Genomic DNA, 22,836 nt, shown 5'->3' on the forward strand with positions numbered 1-22,836 from the left:
AATTAACTAGATAAAAATAAAAACAAGATTTCATCTTCTAAGATAAAATCTTGTTCCGTTACTTTTGTAGAAATTCCACTAATCCAGAACAGATACTCCATGCTAATTTATATTGATATTCTTCCCTTTGGAGATTTTTTCGCTCTTCTGGATTTGATAAAAATCCCGTTTCCACCAGTACCCCAATGATATCTAATTCCCTGGTTAAATAAAAGTCCCTGGCCTTTGCCTCTCGATGGGTCCCTGTATTAACTTTTAGGTGTTTTTGAATGATATTGGCTAGTTCTTGAGACTGTTCTTTTTCTTTATCATAAAAGGTTTGGGCACCTTTCCATCTTGGAGATGTTGTGCTGTTAGTATGGATACTTATTAGATAAGCTGCTCCACTTTTTTCAATTAACTCTCTTCTCTTTAACATATCTTGCTGTTTTTTAGGTCCTGCAGTTGCATCTAAAAAATCTTTGTCTTCTTCTCTAGTCATTACCACACTAAAGCCATTTATCAATAATACCTCTTTAACTTTTAAAGCGATTTCTAAATTTATGTCCTTTTCCTTTACATTTTCTACTGTTGTACCTGGGTCATAACCACCATGCCCTGGGTCTACTGCTACGATAATTTTCCCCTGTGAATCTAAGGCATTTTTCTCTAAAATAGGAGTAGTTGTCTCTGTGTTATCTATACATCCATTTAAAAGGGAAACTATTAACATAATGATACAATAGAATGAGATTTTTTTAACCAATTAAATCACCCCTCTTAACCTATTTTCTGTTAAAAAGGGCTTTATTATACTTACAAAAAACCCGCCAAAGAGAGTTTAGTACATTCTAATAATTATTTAAGCCACTTATCAATATAAGCTTCAATCATATTAATAAACTTTTCGACATTAACCAGTTGTTTCCTCGCCTCTTCTTTGTTAATGATATAAAAATCTTGATAATCACTTTTAGTTCTAATATCAAAAGCACTAACAATTATTTTATAGTATTCCTTTTCTATTTTCCCATTAGCAATATAATTTTTATTAAAATATCCTAAAATAGATGAATGCTTTTTAGAATCAAATCTATCATAAGCCAATAATGCCCTTAAAGCATGAAAAGCTGCATAATATGACCTATTTACTGACTGTGCGAACATGCTATGCTCAAAATTTATTTTTGCTGTTTCTAAATCTTGTTTAGCCTTTTCTAATCTATAATTTGATAGATCCCTAACTTTATCCATATATATCAATCCCTTCTCTTTTTATATTTGCAAAGAAAGGAAGTACTTCTGCCCATTCATAAAAATGATCATAGTTATTTTCAATTATAGATAGAACTATTCCATATTGAGTTGTTAAATCTACAACAACATCCAGTAACCTACCTTGCTTTCTTTTAATTTCCTCTTCATCCATATCTAGCAAGAGCATTATATCTAAATCAGATTCTTCATCATTATCTCCTCTAGCATAAGATCCATATAATAATATTTTCTTTAATTTTTCCCCATATATATTTTTTAACCTTTTTTCCAAATCCATTAATAATAAATCTATTTTCCTATTTTGGAAGTTTATCTTCTTTAGCAAGATAACCACCCTTTCCGAAATTAACTCGTAATAGCTTTTGAGAAAGTCTAATGAGATGTTAAACTTAAGCAAAAGAATTTAATCTCACTACTAATATAAATATTATAACACAATTTATTCGAAATAGAGAGTCTAAATCGAAACAATTTTTTTAATTTTATAATTCGTTCTGTAGAAGTTAAATTATTTACGTTTGCTCAACTGAAATCTAATCATAAGCCATTTAAGTACATTAGAAATCGATGTCCCCTTTCTTAATGTATCTAATCAAAGATTCTCGAGCCAGAATGTTCAAAATCAGGCACTAAGAATCATTCATGTTGTAGAAATGCAGAAGGGAGATGAAAGGAATGTGTAAATCAAATTGCGATCATCCTGAGTTACGTCCAAAAGACGGTAAGTGCAGTAAAGAGCTGATTGAAAAATGTCATGGCAAGAATAAGAATCACCCATGCAATGAAAAAGATGAAAAAAAGGATAACAAATTCAACTCTGAAATGGACAGAAATCGAGTATGATTTCTGTCCATTTCAAATTATTGTTGCCAAATAAACACAAAAAACCCCCGCAAATTTTGCAGGGGTTTTGTATTTGAATATTAACGTTTGGAGAATTGTGGTGCACGGCGGGCTTTTTTCAAACCGTATTTCTTTCTCTCTACCATTCTTGGGTCCCTTGTTAAGAAACCAGCTTTCTTTAAAGCAGGTCTGAAGTTAGGATCTACTTTAAGAAGAGCTCTAGAGATACCATGGCGAATAGCGCCTGCTTGACCAGAAACACCGCCACCATATACGTTTACTAATACATCAAATTGTCCTAATGTTTTAGTAAGTTCTAATGGTTGTTTAACGATAAGTTTTAAAGTTTCTAAACCACCAAAGTAGTTGTCAATATCTCTTTTGTTGATCAATATATTGCCTTCACCAGGTACTAAACGTACTCTAGCTACAGATGTTTTACGACGACCGGTTCCAATATAAGCCATTTAGATGTCCCCCTTTCTTAAAATCCTCTTGGTTGCCACATTTCTGGCTGTTGTGCTTCGTGATTGTGGTGTGGACCTCTGTAAACACGGAGCTTTTTAAGCATTTTTCTACCTAATTTGTTGTGAGGTAACATTCCTTTAACTGCTAGGTAAAGAGCTCTTTCAGGCTTTTCTTTCATTAATACTTCATATGTTGTTGCTTTTAATCCACCTGGATATAATGAGTGTCTGTAGTGGATTTTATTTTTTAATTTATTACCTGTTAATACAGCCTTTTCAGCATTGATGATGATCACATGGTCACCAGTATCTACATTAGGTGTATAAATTGCTTTATGTTTACCCCTTAAGATTGAAGCTACTTCACTAGCCAATCTACCAAGGGTTTTCCCTTCAGCGTCGACAACATACCATTTTCTTTCTACTTCGTTAGCTTTCGCTAGGAAAGTTGTCCGCATGGATATTCCCTCCTTATTTTTTCCAATGTTTTTATAACTTTTACTATGTTTTTTCCGGGGCTCTCGGATTCAAACATACTCTAAGATATTTTAGTATAATTATAGCCTAATGTCAAGTAATTAACCTTAATACAGTACAATTAATAATAAATTTTTTCAAGGATAAGCCCTTGTGGTGGAGCAGTAGGTCCAGCTTTTTTCCGGTCCTTTGCCCCGATTATTCTAGGAATTTCTTCTGGACTTAATTTCCCCTTACCAATCTCTACTAAGGTTCCAGCTATTATCCTAACCATATTGTACAAAAAACCGTTTCCTTCAATAAGAAATTTAATATAACTGTTTTCTTCTACCACTTGAAAGGCTGTTATAGTTCTAACCGTTGTTTTAGTTGTCGCGCCAGAGCCTCTAAAACTAGTAAAATCATGGGTACCTAAAAAATATTTGGCCCCTTTTTTTATTTCTTCTAACCTAAGAGGTTGGGGAACATGCCAAGTAAATTCCTTTGTTAAAGGTCTTTGGGCAATATGGTTATCAATTGTATAGCTATATTGTTTTCCCTTGGCGTTATATCTACTATGAAAATCTAAACTTACCTTTTCCGCCTCTAAAACCCTAATATCTTTAGGTAAATTTGCATTTATGGCCATGATAAGTCTTTGGGGATCTGGGAGTCTATCTTTTCTATGTTTAAAATTTACTACCTGACCATTGGCATGAACTCCGGCATCGGTTCTACTGGCCATATGGGTTGTTATTTCTTCTCCAAATATTTTTGACAATGCCTTATTAAGGTACTTTTGTATAGTTGGATCATCACTTTTATTTTGCACTTGAAAACCACAATAGTTTGTTCCTTGATAGGCAACTACCAACTTAGTATTATACATCCTATATCCCCGTCAAGATAACAGTTGTTAATAAAGCTAAAACTCCTAAAAAGGCTAGATAGTCTTTTACTGTGGTTTTCAAAACTTTCATCCTCGTTCTCCCTGTACCTCCCCGATAACACCTAGACTCCATAGCCATAGCTAATTCATCTGCCCTTCTAAAGGCACTGACAAATAGTGGGACCAGCAAAGGTACTAAAGCTTTTGCCCTTTGGAGGATATTCCCTGATTCAAAATCAGCGCCCCTTGCCATCTGTGCTTTCATAATTTTATCTGTCTCTTCTAGTAGTGTAGGAATAAAGCGCAGGGCAATGGTCATCATCATAGCTAGTTCATGGGCAGGGACTCCCACTTTTTTAAAAGGTGATAATAAACCTTCAATAGCGTCGGTCAAAGCGATTGGAGAGGTAGTTAAAGTTAGTAAAGAGGTATTCATAACTAGTAAAGCTAATCTTGAAGCCATGAATACACCTTGCCTAACTCCAAATCTATCAATAGAAAATCTACCTAGTTGTAGTAAAGTGTCAGTTTCCGGTCCCTTTGTAAAAAATGTATGGATAATCAAAGTAAAACCTATTAAAAACCACAGAGGTTTTAAGCCTTTAATAATTGTAGAAAAAGAAATTTGTGCGACCCTTACCATTATATACAGTAAAATCAATAACAATAGATAGCCATAAAAGGTGTTTATAAAAAACAATGTTGTAATGAGGATGATAGTAATAAGGATTTTTATCCTCGGGTCAAGGTTATGAATAAATGAATCTCCTGGAAGGTATTGTCCAATAGTAATACCCTTAAGTAGTGACATGCTTCCACCTACCTAATATTTTCTTTAATTCTTCTTTAGCTTCTAACCTTTTATAGACCCTTGGATTTACAGGAAAGTTTAACTCCTTAAGTTTTAACATCAACTGTGTAACTGGCGGAACCTCTAAACCAATTTTTATAAGCTCATCCCTTTTTGCAAACACCTCTTCAGGCTTACCATCGGCAAATACTTTGCCACTATCCATGACAATGATCCTATCTACTAGCTCAGCTATTTCATCCATAGAGTGGGAAACTAAGATTATGGTAATTTTTAATTCTTGATGAAGTTTTTTAAGTTTCCCTAACATATCATCCCTTGAACGTGGATCAAGGCCTGCTGTAGGTTCATCTAATATCAAGTATTTTGGTTCCATTGCCAGCACTCCCGCTATGGCAACTTTCCTCATCTGCCCTCCACTGAGTTCGAAGGGTGAACGGTCCTTCACTTCATCATAATTTAAATTTACCCATTCTAAAGATTTTTTTACTTTTTTTAAGATCTGCCTTTCATCATAACCTAAGTTTTTGGGACCAAAGGCTATATCCAATTCCACTGTTTCCTCGAAAAGTTGACTTTCCGGATATTGAAAAACTAAGCCGACTTTCCTGCGGATATCTTTAAGTTTAGTAGTTTTATCCAAAAGATCTAAGTTATCTACTTTTACCTTCCCTGATGTAGGTTTAAGTAAACCATTTAGGTGTTGAATTAATGTTGATTTTCCCGAGCCAGTGTGACCAATGAGTCCAATAAACTCCCCTTCTTCAATTTTAATATTGACATCTTTTAATGCCACTACTTCAAAGGGTGTTCCCGGTGAATAAATATGTGTTAAGTTTTCCACTACTATGGGCATAAATATTTCACCAACTCTTCCACAGTTATAATATCTTTGGGTATATTATAACCTTCTTTGTTTAAGTCATATACCAGTTCTGTTACCACAGGGACATCTAGACCTAATTCCCTAAGCTTTTCCACATCTTTAAAAATTTCCTTAGGGGTTCCTTCCATTACAATTTCTCCATTTTCCATTACTATCACCCTATCGGCCAAGGCCGCCTCTTCCATGTGGTGAGTGATATGGACAATGGTTATCCCCTGCTCTTTGTTTAACCGACTGATAGTTTCCATTACTTCCCTTCTACCTTGGGGATCTAACATAGCAGTGGGTTCATCTAGACAAATGCATTTTGGTAACATTGCCAGTATTCCAGCTATGGCGATTCTCTGTTTTTGTCCTCCTGATAAGAGATGGGGGGGATGTTTCCGATATCCCTCCATACGGACTAATTTTAATGCTTCATCTACCCTTTGAATAATAACTTCTTGGGGCAATCCTAAGTTTTCAGGACCAAAAGCCACATCTTCTTCCACAATAGTGGCAATTATTTGGTTATCAGGGTTTTGAAAAACCAAACCTACTGTTTGCCTTGCCAGGTAGTAATCTTCTTCACTGGAAATTAACTTTCCTTCAATATAAACTTCCCCTGAATGGGGTTCTAACAAACCGTTGAAATGCTTAGCTAAAGTAGATTTTCCAGAACCATTGTGGCCAATAATTACTACAAATTCCCCTTCTTCGATAGAAAGATTTACTCCTTTTAAAGCTGCTAATTGGTTTTCTTTATCCTTATTATAGTAATGTACTAAGTTTTTGACTTCTATTATTTTACCCATCGACAATAAACCTCCCCCTTTAGGGATGGTATCTTTTAAAAAAAGACAGGTATAAACAGTTATCGGTTATAACCGTACCAGCGATTATAACCGTTAACTGCCCCATTACCTGTCCGATTTTAGTGCTGACTGTAAGGGGAGTTACCCTTACTAAATTAATTCAATGATGGCCTGAGGTGCTCCATCCCCTCTTCTTGGACCAGTTTTTAGTATTCTTGTGTAACCACCGTTTCTGTCAGCATATTTAGGAGCGATTTCATTAAATAGCTTAGTTACCACAGATTCCTCAAGGATATATGCTAATGCTTGTCTGCGAGCGTGAAGATCCCCTCTTTTCCCAAGGGTTATCATCTTTTCGACAATTGGACGGATAGCTTTTGCTTTAGCTTCAGTTGTTTCTATTCTACCTTCTTTTAGTAAAGAAGTAGTAAGACTTCTAAGCAGTGCTTTTCTTTGGTTTGTGGTACGTCCGAATTTACGTAAAACCATCTGTATCCCCTCCTTTACTCTTCTTCTTTCTTAAGGGATAGTCCCAATTCATTTAGCTTTTGAATAACTTCTTCTAAGGATTTCCTACCAAGATTTCTAACTTTCATCATTTCAGCTTCAGTTTTTTGAGTTAATTCTTCTACATAGTTAATTCCTGCTCTCTTTAAGCAGTTATATGATCTAACGGAGAAGTCTAACTCTTCAATAGTCATTTGGTAGGCTTTTTCCTTTTGGTTTTCCTCTTTTTCAACCATTACTTCTATTTCACTGACAGTATGGGTTAAGTCGATAAATAACTCTAAATGTTCTTTCAGTATTTTTGCTGCTAGACTAATCGCTTCATCAGGTCTTATACTTCCATCAGTGGTAACTTGTAGAGTTAATTTATCATAGTTTGTAATTTGTCCAACCCTGGTATCAGTAACAGAATATTGAACTCTTCTAATAGGAGTAAAGATTGAATCCACAGCAATTAGACCAATTGGATCATTTGGAGATTTGTTTCTGTCTGCAGGTACATATCCCCTACCTGGAGAAACATTGATATCCATACCTAGCTTTCCACCTTCAGCTACATAAGCTATAATGTGGTCAGGGTTTAGGATTTCAACATCATTATCATGGGAGATATCCCCTGCTTTAGCAAATCCAGGACCCTCAAAGTCTAACCTTAATGTTTTAGACTGACCATTGTGGATTTTCAATGAAAGTTGTTTTAAATTTAGAATTATTTCTGTTGTATCTTCTTTAACACCAGGGATAGTAGAGAATTCATGGAGTACTCCATCAATTTTGACACTGGTGACAGCAGCGCCAGGAAGTGATGATAGTAATATTCTCCTCAGTGAGTTTCCTAATGTTGTTCCATAACCCCTTTCTAGAGGTTCAACTACAAACTCACCATAAGTGTTATCTTCTGATAACTTTGTACACTCAATTTTGGGTTTTTCGATTTCTATCAAAGTTTTACCCTCCCTTTTATTATAAATTTCGGTTACGAGGGCTGCTAGAACCTAAGCTTTACCTTGAGTAAAGCTCAACAATTAGATGTTCTGCTACTGGTACATCAATTTCATCTCTAGATGGAACAGCTAAAACCCTTCCTCTTAGAGCTTCTACATCTCTTTCTAACCAAGGAACTAGGTTTTGGGTAGCAGCGAATTCCCTTAAATCTTTGAACTTTGGAGATTCTTTAGATTTTTCTTTAACTTCGATGACATCACCTGGTTTAGTTAAATAAGATGGAATGTCAACTTTTTTACCATTTACAGTAAAGTGACCGTGGGTAACTAGTTGTCTAGCCTCAGTTCTAGATGTTGCAAATCCTAAACGGAACACTACGTTATCTAGACGACTTTCAAGAATTTGAAGTAAGTTTTCACCAGTAACCCCTTGTCTTCTATTTGCTTCTTTAAAGTAGTTACGGAATTGCTTTTCTGCAACACCATAAATACGACGTAATTTTTGCTTTTCCCTTAATTGAACACCGTACTCAGAAAGTTTTTTTCTATTTTGCCCATGTTGACCTGGGGCATAGTTACGACGATCTACTGCACATTTGGGTGTGTAGCATCTTTCGCCTTTTAAGAAAAGTTTAGTACCTTCTCTACGGCAAAGTCTACATACAGCTCCTGTATATCTTGCCATTTATCCCATACACCTCCTAAATAATACTATACACGACGCCTTTTTGGTGGGCGGCAACCATTATGGGGAATTGGTGTTACATCCTTAATCCCGATTACTTCCAAACCTGCTGCTTGTAATGAACGAATTGCAGCTTCCCTTCCGCTACCTGGACCTTTTACAGTAACGTCAACTTGCTTTAAGCCATGTTCCATTGCCGCTTTAGCAGCTGCTTCTGCTGCAGTTTGAGCAGCGAAAGGAGTGCTTTTCCTAGAGCCTTTAAAACCCATAGCACCAGCGCTGGACCAAGAAATAGTGTTACCAGCAACATCGGAAATGGTAACTATTGTATTGTTAAAGGTGGAATGAATGTGGGCAATACCACGCTCAATATTTTTCCGCTCTCTACGTCTTGGACGAGTAGAAGTTCTACGTGCCATTTGGAGTCCCTCCTTTATTTACTATTTTTTACGTTTTGCACCAACAGTTCTCTTTGGACCTTTTCTGGTACGAGCATTGTTTTTAGTGTTTTGACCTCTTACAGGTAACCCCATACGGTGACGGCGTCCCCTATAACAACCAATTTCAATCAGCCTTTTAATGTTCATCGCAACTTCGCGACGAAGATCTCCCTCTACCTTATAGTTTTTATCAATTGTTTCCCTTAACCTATTGATTTCATCTTCAGTTAAGTCTTTAACCCTTGTGTCAGGGTTGATATTCAATTGTTGTAAAATTTGGTTAGAGGTTTTTCTACCTATTCCGTAGATATATGTTAAGGCTATTTCTACCCTTTTATCTCTAGGTATATCAACACCAGAAATCCTTGCCATAGTGCTTATGACACCTCCTATTATCTAGCCTTGTTTTTGTTTATGTTTTGGATTTTCGCAAATAACCATTACTACGCCTTTTCTTTTGATTATCTTGCACTTTTCACAAATTGGTTTAACTGATGGTCTCACTTTCATTTTTTCTACCTCCTTTGTCCCCTATAAGTAATCCTTCCCTTGGTTAGGTCATATGGAGACAGCTCAACGGTAACTATATCACCTGGTAATATCCGGATAAAATTCATTCGCAATTTACCTGATATATGAGCTAGGATAACGTGTTTGTTTTCTAGCTCAACTTTAAAAGTAGCGTTAGGCAGGGCTTCTATTACCTTACCTTCTACTTCGATAACATCTTGTTTAGACATTAGTCCTCAACCTCCTTTTTCCTGACCTTTAGTTATCATTTAGTTCAAAGGTACTTATTAAGTGGGCTATCTTTTCATCTGATAGATTGTTAAGAACTTCTGTAAAAATCTTTTTGCTAACTGGCAAAATGTGCTTAGGATTTTTAACCTTTGGTCTTTTAATAGTCCGGACTTTGCCGTCTACTAAGTAAACCCTTTCATCCTTAACATCTAAAACCAGATATATTTTATCTTTATCCCTACCTTGTTTTGAACGAACTAAGATACCTTTTTGAACGTTGTCCATATGGAGATACCTCCCAGCAGAGCTATTCATCAATAGCTGTTAAAATTTCCGGTCCATCTTCTGTGATTACAATTGTATGTTCAAAGTGGGCCGATGGTTTGTTATCTAAAGTAACTACTGTCCAACCGTCTCTCAATGTCTTTACCCGATGAGTTCCCATATTAACCATAGGTTCAATGGCAAAAACCATTCCTGCCTTTAGTCTCGGACCTTTACCAGGTATTCCAAAGTTCGGGATTTGAGGATCTTCATGCATACTTTGGCCTATACCGTGTCCAGTATATTCCCTAACCACTGAGAATCCTCTCTCTTCTACAAAAGTACCGATAGCAGCAGATATATCTGATAACCTGTTACCAGGTACTGCTTTGGAAATCCCTTCGTAGAGAGCTTGACTGGTTACATCTAACAACCTTTGTACTTCATCTGAAATTTTGCCTACAGGGTAGGTTACTGCAGCATCGCCATAATAACCATTAACCTTAGCACCTATATCAATACTAATAATATCTCCATCTTTTAAGGTTTTAACCCCAGGTATTCCATGAACAACTTCTTCATTTATCGATGCACAGATACTAGCGGGGAACCCATGATAACCTTTAAAGGCCGGCTCAGCCCCTTGGGCACGGAGGTATTCTTCCACTATATAGTCTAACTCTTTAGTGGATATACCTGGTTTAATATATTTTGCTACTTCTTTATGGGCACCTGCGGTTATCCTCCCGGCTTCCCGCAGGTATTCAATTTCCCTTGGTGATTTAATGATTATCATTACAGCTACCTCGCAAGGCATCTTTAATGTCATTAAATACTTGGTCTATAGACTGAAGACCGTTTATGGTGACCAACTTGCCTTTTGTTTGATAATACTCGATGAGAGGGGCAGTCTGCCTTTGATAAACTTCCAAACGCTCTCTAGCAGTATTCTCACTATCATCAGCACGTTGGTAGAGCTCACCACCACATTTATCACAAATTCCTTCTTCATTAGATTTATTAAACAGGATGTGGTAGGTGGCACCGCAATTTTTACATACCCTTCTACCAGTGAGTCGTAATATTAACTGGTCAAAAGGAACTTCAATGTTAATACAATAATTAACAGGAGTGCCTTTTCCTTCTAAGATAGTATCCAAAGCTTTGGCTTGTTCTGTAGTTCTCGGAAAACCATCTAAAAGGAAGCCCTTTTCACAGTCTTTTCCTTCCAGTCTTTCTTGCACGATACCAATAACGATATCATCGGGAACTAATTGCCCTTTATCCATATACTCTTTTGCTTTCATCCCTAGGGGTGTTTGATCTTTAAGGGCTTGACGAAATATATCACCAGTAGAAATATGGGGTATACTATAGGTTTCTGCTATGGACACTGCCTGAGTACCTTTCCCAGCCCCCGGCGGTCCTAATAGTATTAATCTCATTATCCTTGCCTCCCCGGGATTAGCCCATGAAGCCTTTATAGTGCCTCATGAGTAGTTGTGCTTCAATTTGCTTCATAGTTTCTAAAGCAACACCTACAACAATTAGCAATGATGTTCCTCCAATACCCAATGGGTAGTTAATGAAGCTACTAATTGCAAAAGGTATTACAACTATTAAAGCTAAAAATAACGCACCTACTAAAGTTATTCTTGTTAAGATTTTTTCAATATATGCAGAAGTTGGTTTTCCAGGTCTAATACCAGGAATAAAACCACCATTTTTCTTCATGTTTTCTGATAGCTCTGCTGGGTTAACAGTGATTGCTGTATAAAAGTAAGCAAAGAACACAATTAACAGAGCCTGTAAAATTTGACCTGATACTCTGGAGACATCAAAGAAATTAGCTATTGCTAAAAGTATTGGATTACTCCAGAACTGGCCAATGGTTGCAGGGAATAGTAGCAATGATGTGGCGAAAATTACAGGTATTACTCCTGCTTGATTAACTTTTAGTGGGATATGGGTTGATTGACCTCCGTACATTTTACGTCCAACAACCCTTTTGGCATACTGTACCGGAATTCTCCTTTCACCTTCTTGGATAAAGATAATTCCTACAAGTACTACCAATATTACCGCTAGTAGAATCAAAGCATCTAGAATATTAGCTTCTCCAACCCTAACATATTCAGCAAATTGGAGGATCATGATTGGAAACCTTGAAACAATACCTGCAAAGATAATTAAGGAAATTCCATTACCAATACCCTTTTCTGTAATTTGTTCCCCTAACCACATTAAAAAGGCAGTTCCTGCTGTTAAGGAAATGACAATAAGGGCTATGGAACCGAATCTCTCCATTGTTGTCATTAGTCTATAACCTGGAATCATACTCCTAAAGTTTAAACTAATAAAAATACCTTGGATAGTTCCCAAACCTACTGTCAAGTATCTAATTACTTGGTTTAGTTTTTTCCTTCCTTCTTCCCCTTCTTTTGACCACTCTTCAAAAGTGGGAATTACTACAGTTAGTAACTGAGTAATAATTGATGCATTGATGTAAGGCATTATACCCATAGCAAATATTGAGAAGTTAGAAAGAGCACCACCAGAGAAAACATCGAATAATCCGAATAGGCCCCCTCTACTTCCTATCATATCGGCAATTCCCTTTGCATCAATGCCAGGTACTGGAACAAAAGATCCAAGTCTAAAAACAACTAACATTGCTAATGTAAAGATTATTTTTTTCCTTAAATCTTTTATTTTCCAAGCGTTCCTCAGTGTCTCCACATATTGCATACTATATCACCTCAACAGTGCCGCCAAGAGCCTCAATCTTCTCAACAGCAGACTTGCTAAACTTATGTGCCTTTACAGTAAGTTTTACCTCAAGCTCGCCGTTTCCAAGAACTTTTACCCCGTCGGCAATTTTTTTGATAATACCTTTTTCAATTAGTAACTCAGGGGTAACTACGGTGTCTGCTGCGAAAGTATTAAGGTCTGATACGTTCACTATTGCCCATTGGGTTTTAAATACGTTAGTAAAACCTCTTTTGGGTACCCTTTGTTGTAATGGCATTTGTCCACCTTCAAAGCCTGGGCGAACTCCTCCACCACTTCTAGATTTTTGTCCTTTCTGTCCTCTACCTGCAGTTTTACCATTTCCAGAGCCAATACCTTGGCCTTTTCTTTTAGCTACAGTGCGAGATCCTTTTGCAGGTTTTAATTCATGTAAGTTCATCTACTTTTGCACCTCCCTCTTTTTGGCAATGGTGACTTAGTTAGTTAACTTCTTCTACTTTTAAAAGATGAGAAATCTTTTCTACCATACCTCTAATTTGTGGGTTGTCTGGTTGTACAACCTCTTGTTGAAGTTTCTTAAGGCCTAGGGCTTGGGCTACGAGCCTTTGATCTTTAGAGCGGCCGATTAAACTTCTCACCAATTTAATCTTTAGTGATTTAGTCATTTCTAAACCCTCCCTATCCTAATATTTCATCTACAGTTTTACCGCGAAGCTTCGCTACTTCTTCAGCAGTCTTAAGTTGCTTTAGTCCCGCGATTGTTGCATTTACCATATTTAGGGAGTTTGAAGACCCTAAAGATTTAGTTAAGATATCACCTATTCCAGCTAGTTCTAGTACCGCACGTACTGGTCCTCCAGCAATTACTCCTGTACCTTCAGAAGCAGGCTTTAATAAAACAGTACCAGCTCCGAATTTACCAATTACCTCATGGGGAATTGTTGTACCTACTATAGGAACTTTAATAAGGTTCTTTTTAGCATCTTCAATACCTTTTCGGATGGCTTCAGGTACTTCACTAGCCTTTCCAATCCCTGCTCCTACGTGACCTTTACCGTCACCAACAACAACCTGGGCACTGAAGCTAAAACGACGACCACCTTTAACAACCTTAGCAACACGGTTTATATTAACAACTTTTTCAGAGAGATCCAATGTACTAGGGTCAATACGTTTCATTCGTTCCCCTCCTTTTCTTAGAATTCTAGTCCTGCTTCCCTAGCTGCTTCTGCTAGAGCTTTTACACGACCGTGATATATATATCCACCTCTATCAAAAACAACGGCTTTGATACCCTTCTCTAAAGCCCTTTGAGCAATTAGAGTTCCTACTGCTTTAGCAGCTTCAATATTTCCGCCTCTACCTCTAAATTCAGTATCTAATGTTGAGGCAGAAACAAGGGTGTGACCGGTAGTGTCATCTATAACTTGGGCGTAGATGTTTTTCAAACTACGGAAGACATTTAACCTTGGGCGCTCAGGAGTACCATGTAAGTTTTTCCGTGCTCTCCTGTGACGTTTTAGCCTTGCAGCATTTTTGCTTACTTTAGTTATCACCCAAATTCACTCCTTTCACGTTTATATAACGTTATATCAGGCAACTAAAAATTATTTCTTACCAGTTTTACCTTCTTTACGACGGACATTTTCACCCTCATAACGAATACCTTTACCTAAGTATGGCTCAGGCTCCCTTACAGAACGAATTTCTGCAGCAATTTGACCAACTAATTGCTTATCAATACCCCTTACGGTAATTTTATTTTGAGCTGGTACTTCAAAGGTAATTCCTTCAGGGGCTACAATTTCCACTGGATGGGAATAACCCATGCTTAGTACCAATTTGTTGCCTTGTAATTGAGCTCTGTAACCTACACCAACAAGTTCAAGGTTTTTAAAGAAGCCTTGTGTTACCCCTTCAACCATGTTAGCAATCAATGTTCTAGTTAAACCATGTAGTGAACGATGTTTTTTATCATCTGAAGGGGTAGTAACAACCACATTACCTTCTTCAACTACGATATTCAGTTCAGGTGAAAAACTTTTAGTCAATTGTCCTTTAGGACCTTTAACGGTTACAACATTATTTCCATCTATTTTAACTTCAACCCCTTGTGGGATTACAACAGGTTTTTTACCAATACGAGACATGTTCACACCTCCTGTTCATCTCGATAAAACAAAGGATGCTATTACCATACGTAGCAGATTACTTCTCCACCAACACCTAATTTTCTAGCAACTTTATCAGTTACAAGTCCTTGGGAGGTAGAAATTACTGCAATTCCTAAACCACCTAGTACTTTAGGCAATTCATCTTTACCAGCATACACCCTTAACCCTGGCTTACTAATTCTTTTTAAACCAGTTATAACTCTTTGACGATTTGCACCATACTTTAAGTGTATTCTTATAATCCCCTGTTTATTGTCTTCGATCCACTCGTAATCTTTAATAAAACCTTCTGCTTTTAAAATTTCAGCAAGATTTCTTTTAATTTTAGATCCAGGAATCTCCACTACAGGGTGTAATGCCATGTTAGCATTTCTTATCCTAGTAAGCATATCTGCAATAGGATCAGTCATAGTCATATTAATTACCTCCTTCCTAAGACTCTATCTTACCAGCTGGCTTTTTTAACTCCGGGAATTTCACCTTTATAAGCTAATTCTCGGAAACATATACGACACATACCAAAATCTCTTAGGTACGCATGAGGACGACCGCACAGTTTACAACGGTTATATTTTCTAACCTTAAACTTAGGGGTACGCTTTTGCTTGGCGATCATTGATTTTTTTGCCACTTATCTCCATCCTCCTTTGCATTAGGATCTAAAAGGCATTCCAAAAGCTCTTAACATTTCACGAGCTTCTTCATCTGTTTTAGCAGTAGTTACAAATACAATATCCATACCACGAACTTTATCTACTTTATCGTAGTCAATTTCAGGGAAAATTAACTGTTCTTTAACCCCTAGGGTGTAGTTACCTCTACCATCAAATGCTGTTGGAGAAACACCTCTAAAGTCCCTCACCCTTGGAAGAGCTACATTTAATAATCTGTCTAAAAACTCATACATTCTTTCGCCCCGTAGGGTTACCTTTGCACCAATGGGCATACCTTCACGGATTTTAAAACCTGCGATAGCTTTTTTAGCTTTAGTTACTACAGGTTTTTGACCAGTTATTGCAGCTAAGTCATTTACTGCCCCTTCAAGGGCTTTAGGATTATCTTTTGCTTCACCTACGCCCATGTTAATAACTATTTTTTCAATACGGGGCACTTGCATAACACTTTTATATCCAAATTTGTCCATCAATGCTGGAACTATTTCTTTTTGATAAACTTCTTTTAGTCTAGCCACCTTTGGCAACCTCCCTTCTAGGTTAATTACTTATCGATAACCTCATTGCATTTTTTACATTGACGTACTTTTTGACCGTCTTGTAAAAATTTCTTTGCAATACGGGTTGGTTTGTTACAACGAGGACATACTAACATAACTTTTGAGCTGTTAATTGGAGCTTCTTTCTCAATAATACCACCTTGCTGATTTTGGCGGTTTGGTTTTGTATGTCTTTTTACTATATTTACGCCTTCCACAACAACTCTACTTTCCTTTGGGAAAACGGTTAATACTTTACCTTCTTTACCTTTATCTTTACCAGAAAGTACTACTACTTTATCTCCGGATTTGACATGTACTTTAGGAGTCATATCATCCACCTCCTTGCATTAGATTACTTCTGGAGCTAATGAAACGATTTTCATAAAATCCTTATCCCTTAACTCACGGGCAACAGGTCCGAAAATCCTTGTACCTCTAGGGTTCTTTGCATCGTTTATTATTACGGCAGCATTTTCATCAAATTTGATATATGAGCCATCATTACGACGGATACCGTATTTAGAACGAACTACTACTGCCTTAACTACATCACCTTTTTTTACAACACCTCCGGGTGTTGCTTCTTTAACAGAACACACTATTATATCACCGATGTTAGCGAAACGACGTTTGGATCCTCCTAGTACCCTGATACACATAAGCTTACGGGCTCCGGAGTTGTCGGCAACATTCAACATTGTCTGTTGTTGAATCATGGTTTGCCCTCCTTTCAAACTATGAGTTTAAGTTTACTATTTAGCTTTTTCTACAATTTCCACTAAACGATATCTTTTATCTTTACTTAATGGACGTGTCTCCATTACTTTTACTATATCGCCAATTCCAGCTTGGTTGTTCTCATCATGGGCTTTAAACTTAGTGGTTCTTTTAATCATTTTTCCATAAAGAGGATGGCGGACTTTAGTTTCTTCAGCAACAACGATGGTTTTATCCATTTTGTCGCTAACTACTTTTCCGATACGAACTTTACGGAAATTACGCTCTGCCATAAAATGAGCCTCCTTTCACTCTAGTAGATTAACGTTACTGCACATTAATCTTTAATTCTCTTTCCCGAATTATTGTTTTAATCCGAGCAATATCTTTTCTCACTTGACGGATACGCATTGGGTTTTCCAACTGACCAGTAGCTAGCTGGAATCTTAAGTTAAATAATTCAGTTTTTAAGCTATCAAGCTTCTCATTCAACTCTTTTGGGGTTAACTCTCTAATTTCCTTAGCTTTCATGGTTTTCACCACCTAATTCTTCCCTTTTTACGAACTTACATTTAATAGGCAGCTTGTGCATAGCTAATCTCATAGCTTCCCTTGCTACTTCTTCACTAACACCTGCCAATTCAAACATTATTCTACCAGGTTTAACAACTGCAACCCACTTTTCTGGTGAACCTTTACCAGAACCCATCCTTACCTCTGCAGGTTTTTGAGTTATAGCCTTGTGAGGGAAAATTTTAATCCAAACTTTACCGCCCCTTTTAATGTAACGGGTCATTGCAATACGGGCAGCTTCAATTTGTCTATTGGTGATCCAAGATGGTTCAAGGGCTTGTAAGCCGTATTCACCGTAATCTATTTGGTTTCCACCTTTAGATTTACCTTTAATACCTCCACGATGTGGTCTGCGGTATTTAACTCTTTTAGGCATTAACATGTCTATTTTCCTCCTTCCTCAGCCTTTTTAGCTTTCGCTTCAGGAAGAACTTCCCCTTTATAGATCCAAACCTTAACACCGATTTTGCCATAAGTGGTATCAGCTTCAGCGAACCCATAGTCAATGTCAGCTCTTAAGGTTTGTAAAGGAACATTCCCTTCAGTATACCACTCAGTACGAGCCATATCAGCTCCACCTAGACGTCCACTTACACTTGTTTTTATACCCTTAGCACCGGCTTTTAAAGTACGGCTAATTGCTTGTTTCATTGCTCTTCTGAAAGCAATCCTTCTTTCAAGCTGTGCAGCGATGTTTTCTGCAACAAGTTGAGCATCTAAATCAGGATTTTTAATTTCTATAATATTTAAATGTACTTGTTTTTTGTTATTTTTATCTGTATTAACGAGGTTTTCTAATTGTTTTCTTAGATTCTCAACACCTGCCCCACCTTTACCAATTACCATGCCTGGCTTTGCAGTGTGGATTGTCACTCTAACTCTGTTAGCGGCTCTTTCAATTTCGATTCTTGATACACCAGAGTTAGCTAAGTTTTTTCTAATATATTTTCTTATCTTTAAGTCTTCATGTAAGGTATCAACATAAGTTCTTTTATCAGCATACCATTTGGCATCCCAATCGCGAATTATCCCTACACGTAGACCAATAGGATTTACCTTTTGACCCACTCACTATCCCTCCTTTTTCTCCGCTACAACAATAGTAATGTGGCTTGTTTTTTTGTTTATTCTTGTGGCACGCCCTTGAGCCCTTGGCCTAAATCTTTTTAAGGTAGGACCTTGGTCAGCAAAAGCTTTACTAATATATAATTTGTTTACATCCATATCATAATTATGCTCAGCATTGGCAACAGCAGATTTTAGAACTTTTTCTAAAATAGGGGATGCTGCCTTTGGAGTAAATTTCAAAATCGCTAATGCGTCAGAAACACTTTTACCTCTGATCAAGTCCAGTACTATGCGGACCTTTCTAGGAGCAATTCTGACGTAACGAGCAACAGATTTTGCTTCCATTTTCTTTCCTCCTCTCTAGCGATTTTATTTTTTGACTTTAGTAGAACGTTCTGCATCTGCGTGACCTTTATAGGTACGTGTTGGTGCAAATTCACCTAGCTTGTGACCAACCATATCTTCTGTGATGTACACAGGTACATGCTTTCTGCCATCATAAACGGCAATGGTATGACCTACAAACTCAGGAAAGATAGTAGAACGCCTTGACCAAGTCTTAATTACTTTTTTATCGCCAGCCTTATTCATTTCAACGATCTTTTTCATCAAGTGGTCGTCGCAAAAAGGGCCTTTCTTTAGAGACCTTCCCATCTTTTTACCTCCTTATCACCCTATTTCGCCAAAGGTTATTTTTTCCTTCTTTTCACAATATATTTATCAGAAGCTTTGTTTTTCTTACGTGTTTTGTAACCCAAGGTTGGTTTACCCCATGGAGTTACAGGGCTCTTTCTACCGATAGGCGCTTTACCTTCACCACCACCATGTGGATGGTCAACAGGGTTCATTACCACACCACGAACTACAGGTCTTTTACCCATCCAACGGGCACGGCCAGCTTTACCGATAGAAATGTTTTCATGATCAGTATTTCCAACACGACCAATAGTTGCATAACAGTCTAAGTGGATCAATCTTTCTTCACCGGAAGGTAATCTTACATAACCGTAGTTGCCTTCTTTTGCCATAAGTTGTGCTTGACCTCCGGCAGAACGAACTAATTGCCCACCTTTACCGATTTTAAGCTCAATGTTATGGATAATAGTACCTACTGGAATATTTCTCAATGGTAGGGCATTACCTACTTTAATATCTGCATTAGGTCCAGAGATAACAGTATCCCCTACTTTTAAGCCTAGTGGAGCAATAATATATCTCTTTTCACCGTCAGCATAGTGTAATAAAGCTATATTTGCAGTACGATTTGGATCATATTCAATAGTAGCTACCTTTGCAGGTATATCTATTTTATTTCTTTTGAAGTCAATGATACGGTATTGTCTTTTATGTCCACCACCTTGATGGCGAACAGTTAGTCTACCTTGTGCATTTCTTCCCGCTTTTTTCTTGAGGGGTACCAGCAATGACTTTTCAGGGGTTGAAGTAGTAATTTCTTCAAAAGCAGAAACAGTCATAAACCTTCTCCCTGGGGAAGTTGGTTTAAACTTTTTGATAGCCACAATAATTCCCTCCTTTACAAGAAGTCTTATTCAAAAATTTCAATAGGCTTAGACTCTTTAGTCAATTTAACTATAGCCTTTTTCCAATCTGGCCTATAGCCACTGTATTTGCCCATTCTTTTAAACTTACCTTTCATGTTCATTGTGTAAACTTTTTCCACATCTACATTGAAAAGCTTTTCCACAGCATGTTTAATCTCAATTTTGTTAGCATTTTTATCAACAACAAAGGTGTATTTACCTTCTGCCATAAGCTCATTAGACTTTTCTGTAATCAGTGGTCTTTTGATGATATCGCGAGGATCGCGCATTACGCAAACACCTCCTCCACTTTTTTTACAGCTTCTTGAGTCATAACTACAGTTTTATGTTTTAATAAGTCATATACATTGATGCTATCAGCAACTGCAGTTTGAACTCCTGGTATGTTTCTAGCTGATTTGTAAACAACACTGTCGGGTGTTGCTGTAACAATTAAAGCTTTTCCTTCAACCTTTAAATTGTTAAGCATTTTTACTACTTCTTTAGTTTTAGGTGTTTCAAAATTGATTTGATCTACAACAATAAGGTTATTACCTTTAACTTTGCTAGATAATGCAGAATACATAGCCAACCTGCGAACTTTTTTAGGTACTGTAAAACCATAAGTCCTTGGTTTAGGACCAAAGGCAATACCACCACCTACCCAGATAGGGGATCTTGTACTACCGTGTCTTGCTCTACCAGTACCTTTTTGACGCCAAGGCTTGCGTCCACCACCTCTTACTTCGCCACGACTTTTAGTAGAGGCAGTACCTTGTCTTTTAGCTGCTAAGTGAGCTAATACTACTTGATGCATGACTGCTTCATTTATTTCTGAGTCAAATAATTTAGGGTTTAGTTCCATTTCTGAAACTACCTCACCTAAAATATTGTATACTGACACTTTAGGCATGTTACATCCTCCTTTCATTAAGACTTACTTAGGCCTTCACTGAATCTTTAATAGAAACCAAAGAACCTTTAGTTCCTGGAATTGCACCTTTAACTAAAATTAGGTTTCTTTCTGGATCAACTTTAACAACTTGTAGGTTTTGTACCGTTACTCTTTCTCCACCCATTCTTCCAGGCAAAGTTTGTCCTTTAAATACCCTAGCTGGTTGAATTGAGCCTAAAGAACCAGGACCTCTATGATAACGGGAACCATGGGACATAGGTCCACGACCTTGGTTATGTCTTTTAATTGCACCGGCAAAACCTTTACCTTTTGAAGTTCCAGTTACATCAACAAATTCTCCTTCAGCAAAAACATCTGCTTTAATTTCTTGACCAACCTCGTAAGAAGAAATATCTTCTAATCTGAACTCAACTAAATATTTTTTCGGTGCAACATTGGCCTTTTTAAAATGCCCTTGTTGAGGTTTGTTTAGTTTTCTTTCTGAAATATCACCAAACCCTAGTTGTATTGCTTCATAACCATCAGTTTCTACTGTCTTTTTTTGTACCACTACACAAGGACCTGCTTCTATAACGGTAACTGGTACAACTTCACCTTCTTTGGTAAATATTTGAGTCATACCTATCTTTTTACCTAAAATTGCTTTTTCCATTGGTTGCCACCTCCCTAGTGAAACTTGTTATAAACAGTTTAAAAGACCTCTTCTAAATAGGCCTTTTATAGCTTGATTTCGATATCAACACCAGCAGGTAGATCTAGTTTCATCAGTGCATCTACTGTTTTAGGTGTTGGCTCAAGAATGTCTACTAATCTCTTATGAGTTCTCATTTCAAACTGTTCCCTTGAATCTTTATATTTATGAACAGCTCTTAAGATTGTGTAAACACTCTTTTCTGTAGGCAACGGAATTGGACCTGATACTTTTGCACCAGTACTCTTCGCAGTCTCTACAATTTTCTCAGCAGATTGATCCAAAATTTTGTGATCAAATGCCTTTAGACGGATACGAATTTTTTGAGTTGCCATTTTTTAACCTCCTTTTCGCCCATTTTTAAAACGGACATACTCAACGGAAACTATCCTAAACATAGGTAACCTTCCGCTTCATCGCTTGCCACAACATTTCTATTATACTATTTAAAATATCTAAATACAAGTCTTGACATTTAAAAAAACTTATATTTAGTACCTTTTACAAAAGAAATTATATGATATTTTGCAGGTTGTAGAAAACTACAACCTGCAAAATACTATACTATTCAAGGATGTCTACAACAACTCCAGCACCTACAGTTCTACCACCTTCACGGATAGCGAACCTTAGCCCTTGCTCAATAGCAATTGGAGTAATTAACTCAACGGTGATTTTAATGTTATCTCCTGGCATTACCATTTCAGTTCCTTCTGGCAATGTGATTACACCAGTTACGTCAGTTGTACGGAAATAGAATTGTGGACGATAACCATTGAAGAATGGACTGTGACGACCACCTTCTTCTTTAGTTAATACGTAAACCTCAGCAGTAAATTTTTTGTGTGGTTTAATTGAGCCAGGCTTACATAATACTTGACCACGCTCTACTTCACTGCGATCAACACCCCTTAGTAGGGCACCGATGTTGTCACCAGCTTGAGCTTGATCTAACATCTTTCTGAACATCTCTACTCCTGTACATACTGTTTTCTTTGGCTCATCATTAAATCCTACGATTTGTACTTCATCTCCAACTTTGATTACTCCACGCTCTACACGGCCAGTAACAACTGTACCACGGCCGGTAATAGTGAATACGTCCTCGATTGGCATTAGGAATGGTTTATCAGTGTCACGCTCAGGAGTTGGAATGTACTCATCTACTGCATCCATTAGTTCCCATAATTTACCACACCATTCAC

General features: G+C 37.2%; 42 protein-coding genes. All 42 read right to left on the reverse strand.

Going from position 1 to position 22,836, the window contains the following annotated elements:
• Window positions 1-58: 58 nt before the first annotated feature.
• Window positions 59-745 (reverse strand): N-acetylmuramoyl-L-alanine amidase, encoded by a 687-nt coding sequence (locus BMX60_RS05805; RefSeq protein ID WP_091350231.1) that lies wholly within the window; start codon window positions 743-745, stop codon window positions 59-61.
• A 92-nt stretch (window positions 746-837) separates the two neighbouring features.
• Window positions 838-1,233, reverse strand: coding sequence for a HEPN domain-containing protein (locus BMX60_RS05810; protein ID WP_091350234.1), 396 nt, complete (start codon window positions 1,231-1,233; stop codon window positions 838-840).
• On the reverse strand, window positions 1,226-1,582 hold the full coding sequence (locus tag BMX60_RS05815) for a nucleotidyltransferase domain-containing protein (RefSeq protein ID WP_091350236.1): 357 nt from the start codon (window positions 1,580-1,582) through the stop codon (window positions 1,226-1,228). Before BMX60_RS05815 ends, BMX60_RS05810 begins: the two co-directional genes overlap by 8 nt.
• Before the next feature lie 598 nt (window positions 1,583-2,180).
• Window positions 2,181-2,567 (reverse strand): 30S ribosomal protein S9, encoded by a 387-nt coding sequence (gene rpsI, locus BMX60_RS05820; RefSeq protein ID WP_091350238.1) that lies wholly within the window; start codon window positions 2,565-2,567, stop codon window positions 2,181-2,183.
• 17 nt (window positions 2,568-2,584) lie between these two features.
• Window positions 2,585-3,025 (reverse strand): 50S ribosomal protein L13, encoded by a 441-nt coding sequence (gene rplM / locus BMX60_RS05825; RefSeq protein ID WP_091350240.1) that lies wholly within the window; start codon window positions 3,023-3,025, stop codon window positions 2,585-2,587.
• A 140-nt stretch (window positions 3,026-3,165) separates the two neighbouring features.
• Window positions 3,166-3,912, reverse strand: coding sequence for a tRNA pseudouridine(38-40) synthase TruA (gene truA / locus BMX60_RS05830; protein WP_091350243.1), 747 nt, complete (start codon window positions 3,910-3,912; stop codon window positions 3,166-3,168).
• A gap of 1 nt (window position 3,913) precedes the next feature.
• Window positions 3,914-4,723, reverse strand: a complete 810-nt coding sequence (locus BMX60_RS05835) for an energy-coupling factor transporter transmembrane component T family protein (protein ID WP_091350245.1) — start codon at window positions 4,721-4,723, stop codon at window positions 3,914-3,916.
• Complete coding sequence (locus BMX60_RS05840; protein ID WP_091350247.1) at window positions 4,710-5,579, reverse strand: energy-coupling factor transporter ATPase; 870 nt, start codon at window positions 5,577-5,579, stop codon at window positions 4,710-4,712. The genes BMX60_RS05835 and BMX60_RS05840 overlap by 14 nt, the downstream gene beginning before the upstream one ends.
• A complete protein-coding gene (locus BMX60_RS05845) occupies window positions 5,570-6,403 on the reverse strand; it encodes an energy-coupling factor transporter ATPase (protein ID WP_091350250.1) in 834 nt (277 codons plus the stop codon). Before BMX60_RS05845 ends, BMX60_RS05840 begins: the two co-directional genes overlap by 10 nt.
• A gap of 150 nt (window positions 6,404-6,553) precedes the next feature.
• A complete protein-coding gene (gene rplQ / locus BMX60_RS05850) occupies window positions 6,554-6,892 on the reverse strand; it encodes a 50S ribosomal protein L17 (RefSeq protein ID WP_091350252.1) in 339 nt (112 codons plus the stop codon).
• A gap of 14 nt (window positions 6,893-6,906) precedes the next feature.
• The gene (locus BMX60_RS05855; RefSeq protein WP_091350255.1) at window positions 6,907-7,854 is read right to left on the reverse strand and encodes a DNA-directed RNA polymerase subunit alpha; all 948 of its coding nucleotides are present in this window, start codon (window positions 7,852-7,854) and stop codon (window positions 6,907-6,909) included.
• A gap of 58 nt (window positions 7,855-7,912) precedes the next feature.
• On the reverse strand, window positions 7,913-8,539 hold the full coding sequence (gene rpsD / locus BMX60_RS05860) for a 30S ribosomal protein S4 (protein WP_091350258.1): 627 nt from the start codon (window positions 8,537-8,539) through the stop codon (window positions 7,913-7,915).
• Window positions 8,540-8,565: 26 nt separating this feature from the next.
• Window positions 8,566-8,958 (reverse strand): 30S ribosomal protein S11, encoded by a 393-nt coding sequence (rpsK, locus tag BMX60_RS05865; RefSeq protein WP_072906732.1) that lies wholly within the window; start codon window positions 8,956-8,958, stop codon window positions 8,566-8,568.
• Window positions 8,959-8,979: 21 nt separating this feature from the next.
• Entirely contained in the window at window positions 8,980-9,351 is a 372-nt protein-coding gene (rpsM, locus tag BMX60_RS05870) for a 30S ribosomal protein S13 (protein WP_091350260.1), read from the reverse strand.
• 24 nt (window positions 9,352-9,375) lie between these two features.
• Window positions 9,376-9,489 (reverse strand): 50S ribosomal protein L36, encoded by a 114-nt coding sequence (gene rpmJ / locus BMX60_RS05875; protein ID WP_072906736.1) that lies wholly within the window; start codon window positions 9,487-9,489, stop codon window positions 9,376-9,378.
• A 5-nt stretch (window positions 9,490-9,494) separates the two neighbouring features.
• Window positions 9,495-9,719 carry a translation initiation factor IF-1 gene (infA, locus tag BMX60_RS05880; protein ID WP_091350263.1) on the reverse strand — a complete coding sequence of 75 codons (225 nt, stop codon included), beginning with the start codon at window positions 9,717-9,719 and terminating at the stop codon, window positions 9,495-9,497.
• Window positions 9,720-9,747: 28 nt separating this feature from the next.
• The gene (locus BMX60_RS05885; RefSeq protein WP_091350266.1) at window positions 9,748-10,005 is read right to left on the reverse strand and encodes a KOW domain-containing RNA-binding protein; all 258 of its coding nucleotides are present in this window, start codon (window positions 10,003-10,005) and stop codon (window positions 9,748-9,750) included.
• Window positions 10,006-10,027: 22 nt separating this feature from the next.
• Entirely contained in the window at window positions 10,028-10,780 is a 753-nt protein-coding gene (gene map / locus BMX60_RS05890) for a type I methionyl aminopeptidase (protein ID WP_091350269.1), read from the reverse strand.
• Complete coding sequence (locus BMX60_RS05895) at window positions 10,767-11,429, reverse strand: adenylate kinase (RefSeq protein ID WP_091350271.1); 663 nt, start codon at window positions 11,427-11,429, stop codon at window positions 10,767-10,769. The genes map and BMX60_RS05895 overlap by 14 nt, the downstream gene beginning before the upstream one ends.
• A 19-nt stretch (window positions 11,430-11,448) precedes the next feature.
• The gene (gene secY, locus BMX60_RS05900; RefSeq protein WP_091350274.1) at window positions 11,449-12,732 is read right to left on the reverse strand and encodes a preprotein translocase subunit SecY; all 1,284 of its coding nucleotides are present in this window, start codon (window positions 12,730-12,732) and stop codon (window positions 11,449-11,451) included.
• A 1-nt stretch (window position 12,733) separates the two neighbouring features.
• Window positions 12,734-13,174 (reverse strand): 50S ribosomal protein L15, encoded by a 441-nt coding sequence (gene rplO, locus BMX60_RS05905; protein ID WP_072906749.1) that lies wholly within the window; start codon window positions 13,172-13,174, stop codon window positions 12,734-12,736.
• 40 nt (window positions 13,175-13,214) lie between these two features.
• The gene (gene rpmD / locus BMX60_RS05910; protein WP_091350278.1) at window positions 13,215-13,400 is read right to left on the reverse strand and encodes a 50S ribosomal protein L30; all 186 of its coding nucleotides are present in this window, start codon (window positions 13,398-13,400) and stop codon (window positions 13,215-13,217) included.
• 13 nt (window positions 13,401-13,413) lie between these two features.
• On the reverse strand, window positions 13,414-13,914 hold the full coding sequence (gene rpsE, locus BMX60_RS05915) for a 30S ribosomal protein S5 (RefSeq protein ID WP_091350281.1): 501 nt from the start codon (window positions 13,912-13,914) through the stop codon (window positions 13,414-13,416).
• Window positions 13,915-13,931: 17 nt separating this feature from the next.
• Window positions 13,932-14,291 carry a 50S ribosomal protein L18 gene (gene rplR, locus BMX60_RS05920; protein ID WP_091350285.1) on the reverse strand — a complete coding sequence of 120 codons (360 nt, stop codon included), beginning with the start codon at window positions 14,289-14,291 and terminating at the stop codon, window positions 13,932-13,934.
• A 51-nt stretch (window positions 14,292-14,342) separates the two neighbouring features.
• Window positions 14,343-14,885 carry a 50S ribosomal protein L6 gene (gene rplF, locus BMX60_RS05925; RefSeq protein ID WP_091350288.1) on the reverse strand — a complete coding sequence of 181 codons (543 nt, stop codon included), beginning with the start codon at window positions 14,883-14,885 and terminating at the stop codon, window positions 14,343-14,345.
• A 41-nt stretch (window positions 14,886-14,926) separates the two neighbouring features.
• Window positions 14,927-15,325 carry a 30S ribosomal protein S8 gene (gene rpsH, locus BMX60_RS05930; RefSeq protein ID WP_091350291.1) on the reverse strand — a complete coding sequence of 133 codons (399 nt, stop codon included), beginning with the start codon at window positions 15,323-15,325 and terminating at the stop codon, window positions 14,927-14,929.
• Between the two features lie 29 nt (window positions 15,326-15,354).
• Window positions 15,355-15,540, reverse strand: a complete 186-nt coding sequence (locus tag BMX60_RS05935; protein WP_091350294.1) for a type Z 30S ribosomal protein S14 — start codon at window positions 15,538-15,540, stop codon at window positions 15,355-15,357.
• 21 nt (window positions 15,541-15,561) lie between these two features.
• Window positions 15,562-16,101 carry a 50S ribosomal protein L5 gene (rplE, locus tag BMX60_RS05940; protein WP_091350297.1) on the reverse strand — a complete coding sequence of 180 codons (540 nt, stop codon included), beginning with the start codon at window positions 16,099-16,101 and terminating at the stop codon, window positions 15,562-15,564.
• A 26-nt stretch (window positions 16,102-16,127) separates the two neighbouring features.
• Complete coding sequence (gene rplX, locus BMX60_RS05945; RefSeq protein ID WP_091350300.1) at window positions 16,128-16,454, reverse strand: 50S ribosomal protein L24; 327 nt, start codon at window positions 16,452-16,454, stop codon at window positions 16,128-16,130.
• Between the two features lie 18 nt (window positions 16,455-16,472).
• The gene (gene rplN, locus BMX60_RS05950; RefSeq protein WP_072906767.1) at window positions 16,473-16,841 is read right to left on the reverse strand and encodes a 50S ribosomal protein L14; all 369 of its coding nucleotides are present in this window, start codon (window positions 16,839-16,841) and stop codon (window positions 16,473-16,475) included.
• 36 nt (window positions 16,842-16,877) lie between these two features.
• The gene (gene rpsQ / locus BMX60_RS05955) at window positions 16,878-17,135 is read right to left on the reverse strand and encodes a 30S ribosomal protein S17 (RefSeq protein WP_091350303.1); all 258 of its coding nucleotides are present in this window, start codon (window positions 17,133-17,135) and stop codon (window positions 16,878-16,880) included.
• A gap of 34 nt (window positions 17,136-17,169) precedes the next feature.
• Window positions 17,170-17,373: a 50S ribosomal protein L29 gene (gene rpmC / locus BMX60_RS05960; protein ID WP_091350305.1), complete on the reverse strand. Its 204-nt coding sequence runs from the start codon at window positions 17,371-17,373 to the stop codon at window positions 17,170-17,172.
• Complete coding sequence (rplP, locus tag BMX60_RS05965) at window positions 17,363-17,797, reverse strand: 50S ribosomal protein L16 (RefSeq protein WP_091350308.1); 435 nt, start codon at window positions 17,795-17,797, stop codon at window positions 17,363-17,365. Before rplP ends, rpmC begins: the two co-directional genes overlap by 11 nt.
• Before the next feature lie 2 nt (window positions 17,798-17,799).
• Window positions 17,800-18,483: a 30S ribosomal protein S3 gene (gene rpsC / locus BMX60_RS05970; protein WP_091350311.1), complete on the reverse strand. Its 684-nt coding sequence runs from the start codon at window positions 18,481-18,483 to the stop codon at window positions 17,800-17,802.
• A gap of 3 nt (window positions 18,484-18,486) precedes the next feature.
• The gene (gene rplV / locus BMX60_RS05975) at window positions 18,487-18,828 is read right to left on the reverse strand and encodes a 50S ribosomal protein L22 (RefSeq protein WP_091350313.1); all 342 of its coding nucleotides are present in this window, start codon (window positions 18,826-18,828) and stop codon (window positions 18,487-18,489) included.
• A gap of 24 nt (window positions 18,829-18,852) precedes the next feature.
• Window positions 18,853-19,137: a 30S ribosomal protein S19 gene (gene rpsS / locus BMX60_RS05980; RefSeq protein ID WP_091350315.1), complete on the reverse strand. Its 285-nt coding sequence runs from the start codon at window positions 19,135-19,137 to the stop codon at window positions 18,853-18,855.
• Window positions 19,138-19,172: 35 nt separating this feature from the next.
• A complete protein-coding gene (gene rplB, locus BMX60_RS05985; RefSeq protein WP_091350317.1) occupies window positions 19,173-20,003 on the reverse strand; it encodes a 50S ribosomal protein L2 in 831 nt (276 codons plus the stop codon).
• 26 nt (window positions 20,004-20,029) lie between these two features.
• A complete protein-coding gene (gene rplW, locus BMX60_RS05990; protein ID WP_091350320.1) occupies window positions 20,030-20,314 on the reverse strand; it encodes a 50S ribosomal protein L23 in 285 nt (94 codons plus the stop codon).
• Window positions 20,314-20,937 (reverse strand): 50S ribosomal protein L4, encoded by a 624-nt coding sequence (gene rplD / locus BMX60_RS05995; RefSeq protein ID WP_091350322.1) that lies wholly within the window; start codon window positions 20,935-20,937, stop codon window positions 20,314-20,316. The genes rplW and rplD overlap by 1 nt, the downstream gene beginning before the upstream one ends.
• A 28-nt stretch (window positions 20,938-20,965) precedes the next feature.
• The gene (gene rplC, locus BMX60_RS06000) at window positions 20,966-21,592 is read right to left on the reverse strand and encodes a 50S ribosomal protein L3 (RefSeq protein ID WP_091350325.1); all 627 of its coding nucleotides are present in this window, start codon (window positions 21,590-21,592) and stop codon (window positions 20,966-20,968) included.
• A gap of 65 nt (window positions 21,593-21,657) precedes the next feature.
• A complete protein-coding gene (rpsJ, locus tag BMX60_RS06005; RefSeq protein ID WP_072906789.1) occupies window positions 21,658-21,966 on the reverse strand; it encodes a 30S ribosomal protein S10 in 309 nt (102 codons plus the stop codon).
• Between the two features lie 229 nt (window positions 21,967-22,195).
• A partial coding sequence (locus BMX60_RS06010; RefSeq protein WP_242945718.1) for an EF-Tu C-terminal domain-related protein occupies window positions 22,196-22,836 on the reverse strand: 641 nt, incomplete at its 5' end.

Source organism: Anaerobranca gottschalkii DSM 13577 (assembly GCF_900111575.1).
Classification (GTDB): Bacteria; Bacillota; Proteinivoracia; order Proteinivoracales; family Proteinivoracaceae; genus Anaerobranca; species Anaerobranca gottschalkii.

Bases quoted from the DNA above. Each gene is read 5' to 3' on its own strand.
- BMX60_RS05845 (WP_091350250.1), bottom strand. From the start codon at position 6,403: ATGGGTAAAATAATAGAAGTCAAAAACTTAGTACATTACTATAATAAG.
- rplN (WP_072906767.1), bottom strand. From the start codon at position 16,841: ATGATTCAACAACAGACAATGTTGAATGTTGCCGACAACTCCGGAGCC.
- rpsH (WP_091350291.1), bottom strand. From the start codon at position 15,325: ATGACTATGACTGATCCTATTGCAGATATGCTTACTAGGATAAGAAAT.
- infA (WP_091350263.1), bottom strand. From the start codon at position 9,719: ATGTCTAAACAAGATGTTATCGAAGTAGAAGGTAAGGTAATAGAAGCC.
- rplF (WP_091350288.1), bottom strand. From the start codon at position 14,885: ATGTCTCGTATTGGTAAAAAACCTGTTGTAATCCCACAAGGGGTTGAA.
- BMX60_RS05885 (WP_091350266.1), bottom strand. From the start codon at position 10,005: ATGGACAACGTTCAAAAAGGTATCTTAGTTCGTTCAAAACAAGGTAGG.
- BMX60_RS05810 (WP_091350234.1), bottom strand. From the start codon at position 1,233: ATGGATAAAGTTAGGGATCTATCAAATTATAGATTAGAAAAGGCTAAA.
- rplX (WP_091350300.1), bottom strand. From the start codon at position 16,454: ATGACTCCTAAAGTACATGTCAAATCCGGAGATAAAGTAGTAGTACTT.
- BMX60_RS05835 (WP_091350245.1), bottom strand. From the start codon at position 4,723: ATGTCACTACTTAAGGGTATTACTATTGGACAATACCTTCCAGGAGAT.
- rplM (WP_091350240.1), bottom strand. From the start codon at position 3,025: ATGCGGACAACTTTCCTAGCGAAAGCTAACGAAGTAGAAAGAAAATGG.
- rplD (WP_091350322.1), bottom strand. From the start codon at position 20,937: ATGCCTAAAGTGTCAGTATACAATATTTTAGGTGAGGTAGTTTCAGAA.
- rpsM (WP_091350260.1), bottom strand. From the start codon at position 9,351: ATGGCAAGGATTTCTGGTGTTGATATACCTAGAGATAAAAGGGTAGAA.
- rpsS (WP_091350315.1), bottom strand. From the start codon at position 19,137: ATGGGAAGGTCTCTAAAGAAAGGCCCTTTTTGCGACGACCACTTGATG.
- rpsI (WP_091350238.1), bottom strand. From the start codon at position 2,567: ATGGCTTATATTGGAACCGGTCGTCGTAAAACATCTGTAGCTAGAGTA.
- BMX60_RS05840 (WP_091350247.1), bottom strand. From the start codon at position 5,579: ATGCCCATAGTAGTGGAAAACTTAACACATATTTATTCACCGGGAACA.
- rpsK (WP_072906732.1), bottom strand. From the start codon at position 8,958: ATGGCACGTAGAACTTCTACTCGTCCAAGACGTAGAGAGCGGAAAAAT.
- rplQ (WP_091350252.1), bottom strand. From the start codon at position 6,892: ATGGTTTTACGTAAATTCGGACGTACCACAAACCAAAGAAAAGCACTG.
- rplV (WP_091350313.1), bottom strand. From the start codon at position 18,828: ATGGAAGCAAAATCTGTTGCTCGTTACGTCAGAATTGCTCCTAGAAAG.
- rplW (WP_091350320.1), bottom strand. From the start codon at position 20,314: ATGCGCGATCCTCGCGATATCATCAAAAGACCACTGATTACAGAAAAG.
- rpsE (WP_091350281.1), bottom strand. From the start codon at position 13,914: ATGAAACGTATTGACCCTAGTACATTGGATCTCTCTGAAAAAGTTGTT.
- rpsD (WP_091350258.1), bottom strand. From the start codon at position 8,539: ATGGCAAGATATACAGGAGCTGTATGTAGACTTTGCCGTAGAGAAGGT.
- secY (WP_091350274.1), bottom strand. From the start codon at position 12,732: ATGCAATATGTGGAGACACTGAGGAACGCTTGGAAAATAAAAGATTTA.
- rpsQ (WP_091350303.1), bottom strand. From the start codon at position 17,135: ATGGCAGAGCGTAATTTCCGTAAAGTTCGTATCGGAAAAGTAGTTAGC.
- rpsJ (WP_072906789.1), bottom strand. From the start codon at position 21,966: ATGGCAACTCAAAAAATTCGTATCCGTCTAAAGGCATTTGATCACAAA.
- rpmD (WP_091350278.1), bottom strand. From the start codon at position 13,400: ATGACTAAATCACTAAAGATTAAATTGGTGAGAAGTTTAATCGGCCGC.
- rplP (WP_091350308.1), bottom strand. From the start codon at position 17,797: ATGTTAATGCCTAAAAGAGTTAAATACCGCAGACCACATCGTGGAGGT.
- truA (WP_091350243.1), bottom strand. From the start codon at position 3,912: ATGTATAATACTAAGTTGGTAGTTGCCTATCAAGGAACAAACTATTGT.
- rplC (WP_091350325.1), bottom strand. From the start codon at position 21,592: ATGGAAAAAGCAATTTTAGGTAAAAAGATAGGTATGACTCAAATATTT.
- rpmJ (WP_072906736.1), bottom strand. From the start codon at position 9,489: ATGAAAGTGAGACCATCAGTTAAACCAATTTGTGAAAAGTGCAAGATA.
- rpmC (WP_091350305.1), bottom strand. From the start codon at position 17,373: ATGAAAGCTAAGGAAATTAGAGAGTTAACCCCAAAAGAGTTGAATGAG.
- rplO (WP_072906749.1), bottom strand. From the start codon at position 13,174: ATGAACTTACATGAATTAAAACCTGCAAAAGGATCTCGCACTGTAGCT.
- BMX60_RS05895 (WP_091350271.1), bottom strand. From the start codon at position 11,429: ATGAGATTAATACTATTAGGACCGCCGGGGGCTGGGAAAGGTACTCAG.
- map (WP_091350269.1), bottom strand. From the start codon at position 10,780: ATGATAATCATTAAATCACCAAGGGAAATTGAATACCTGCGGGAAGCC.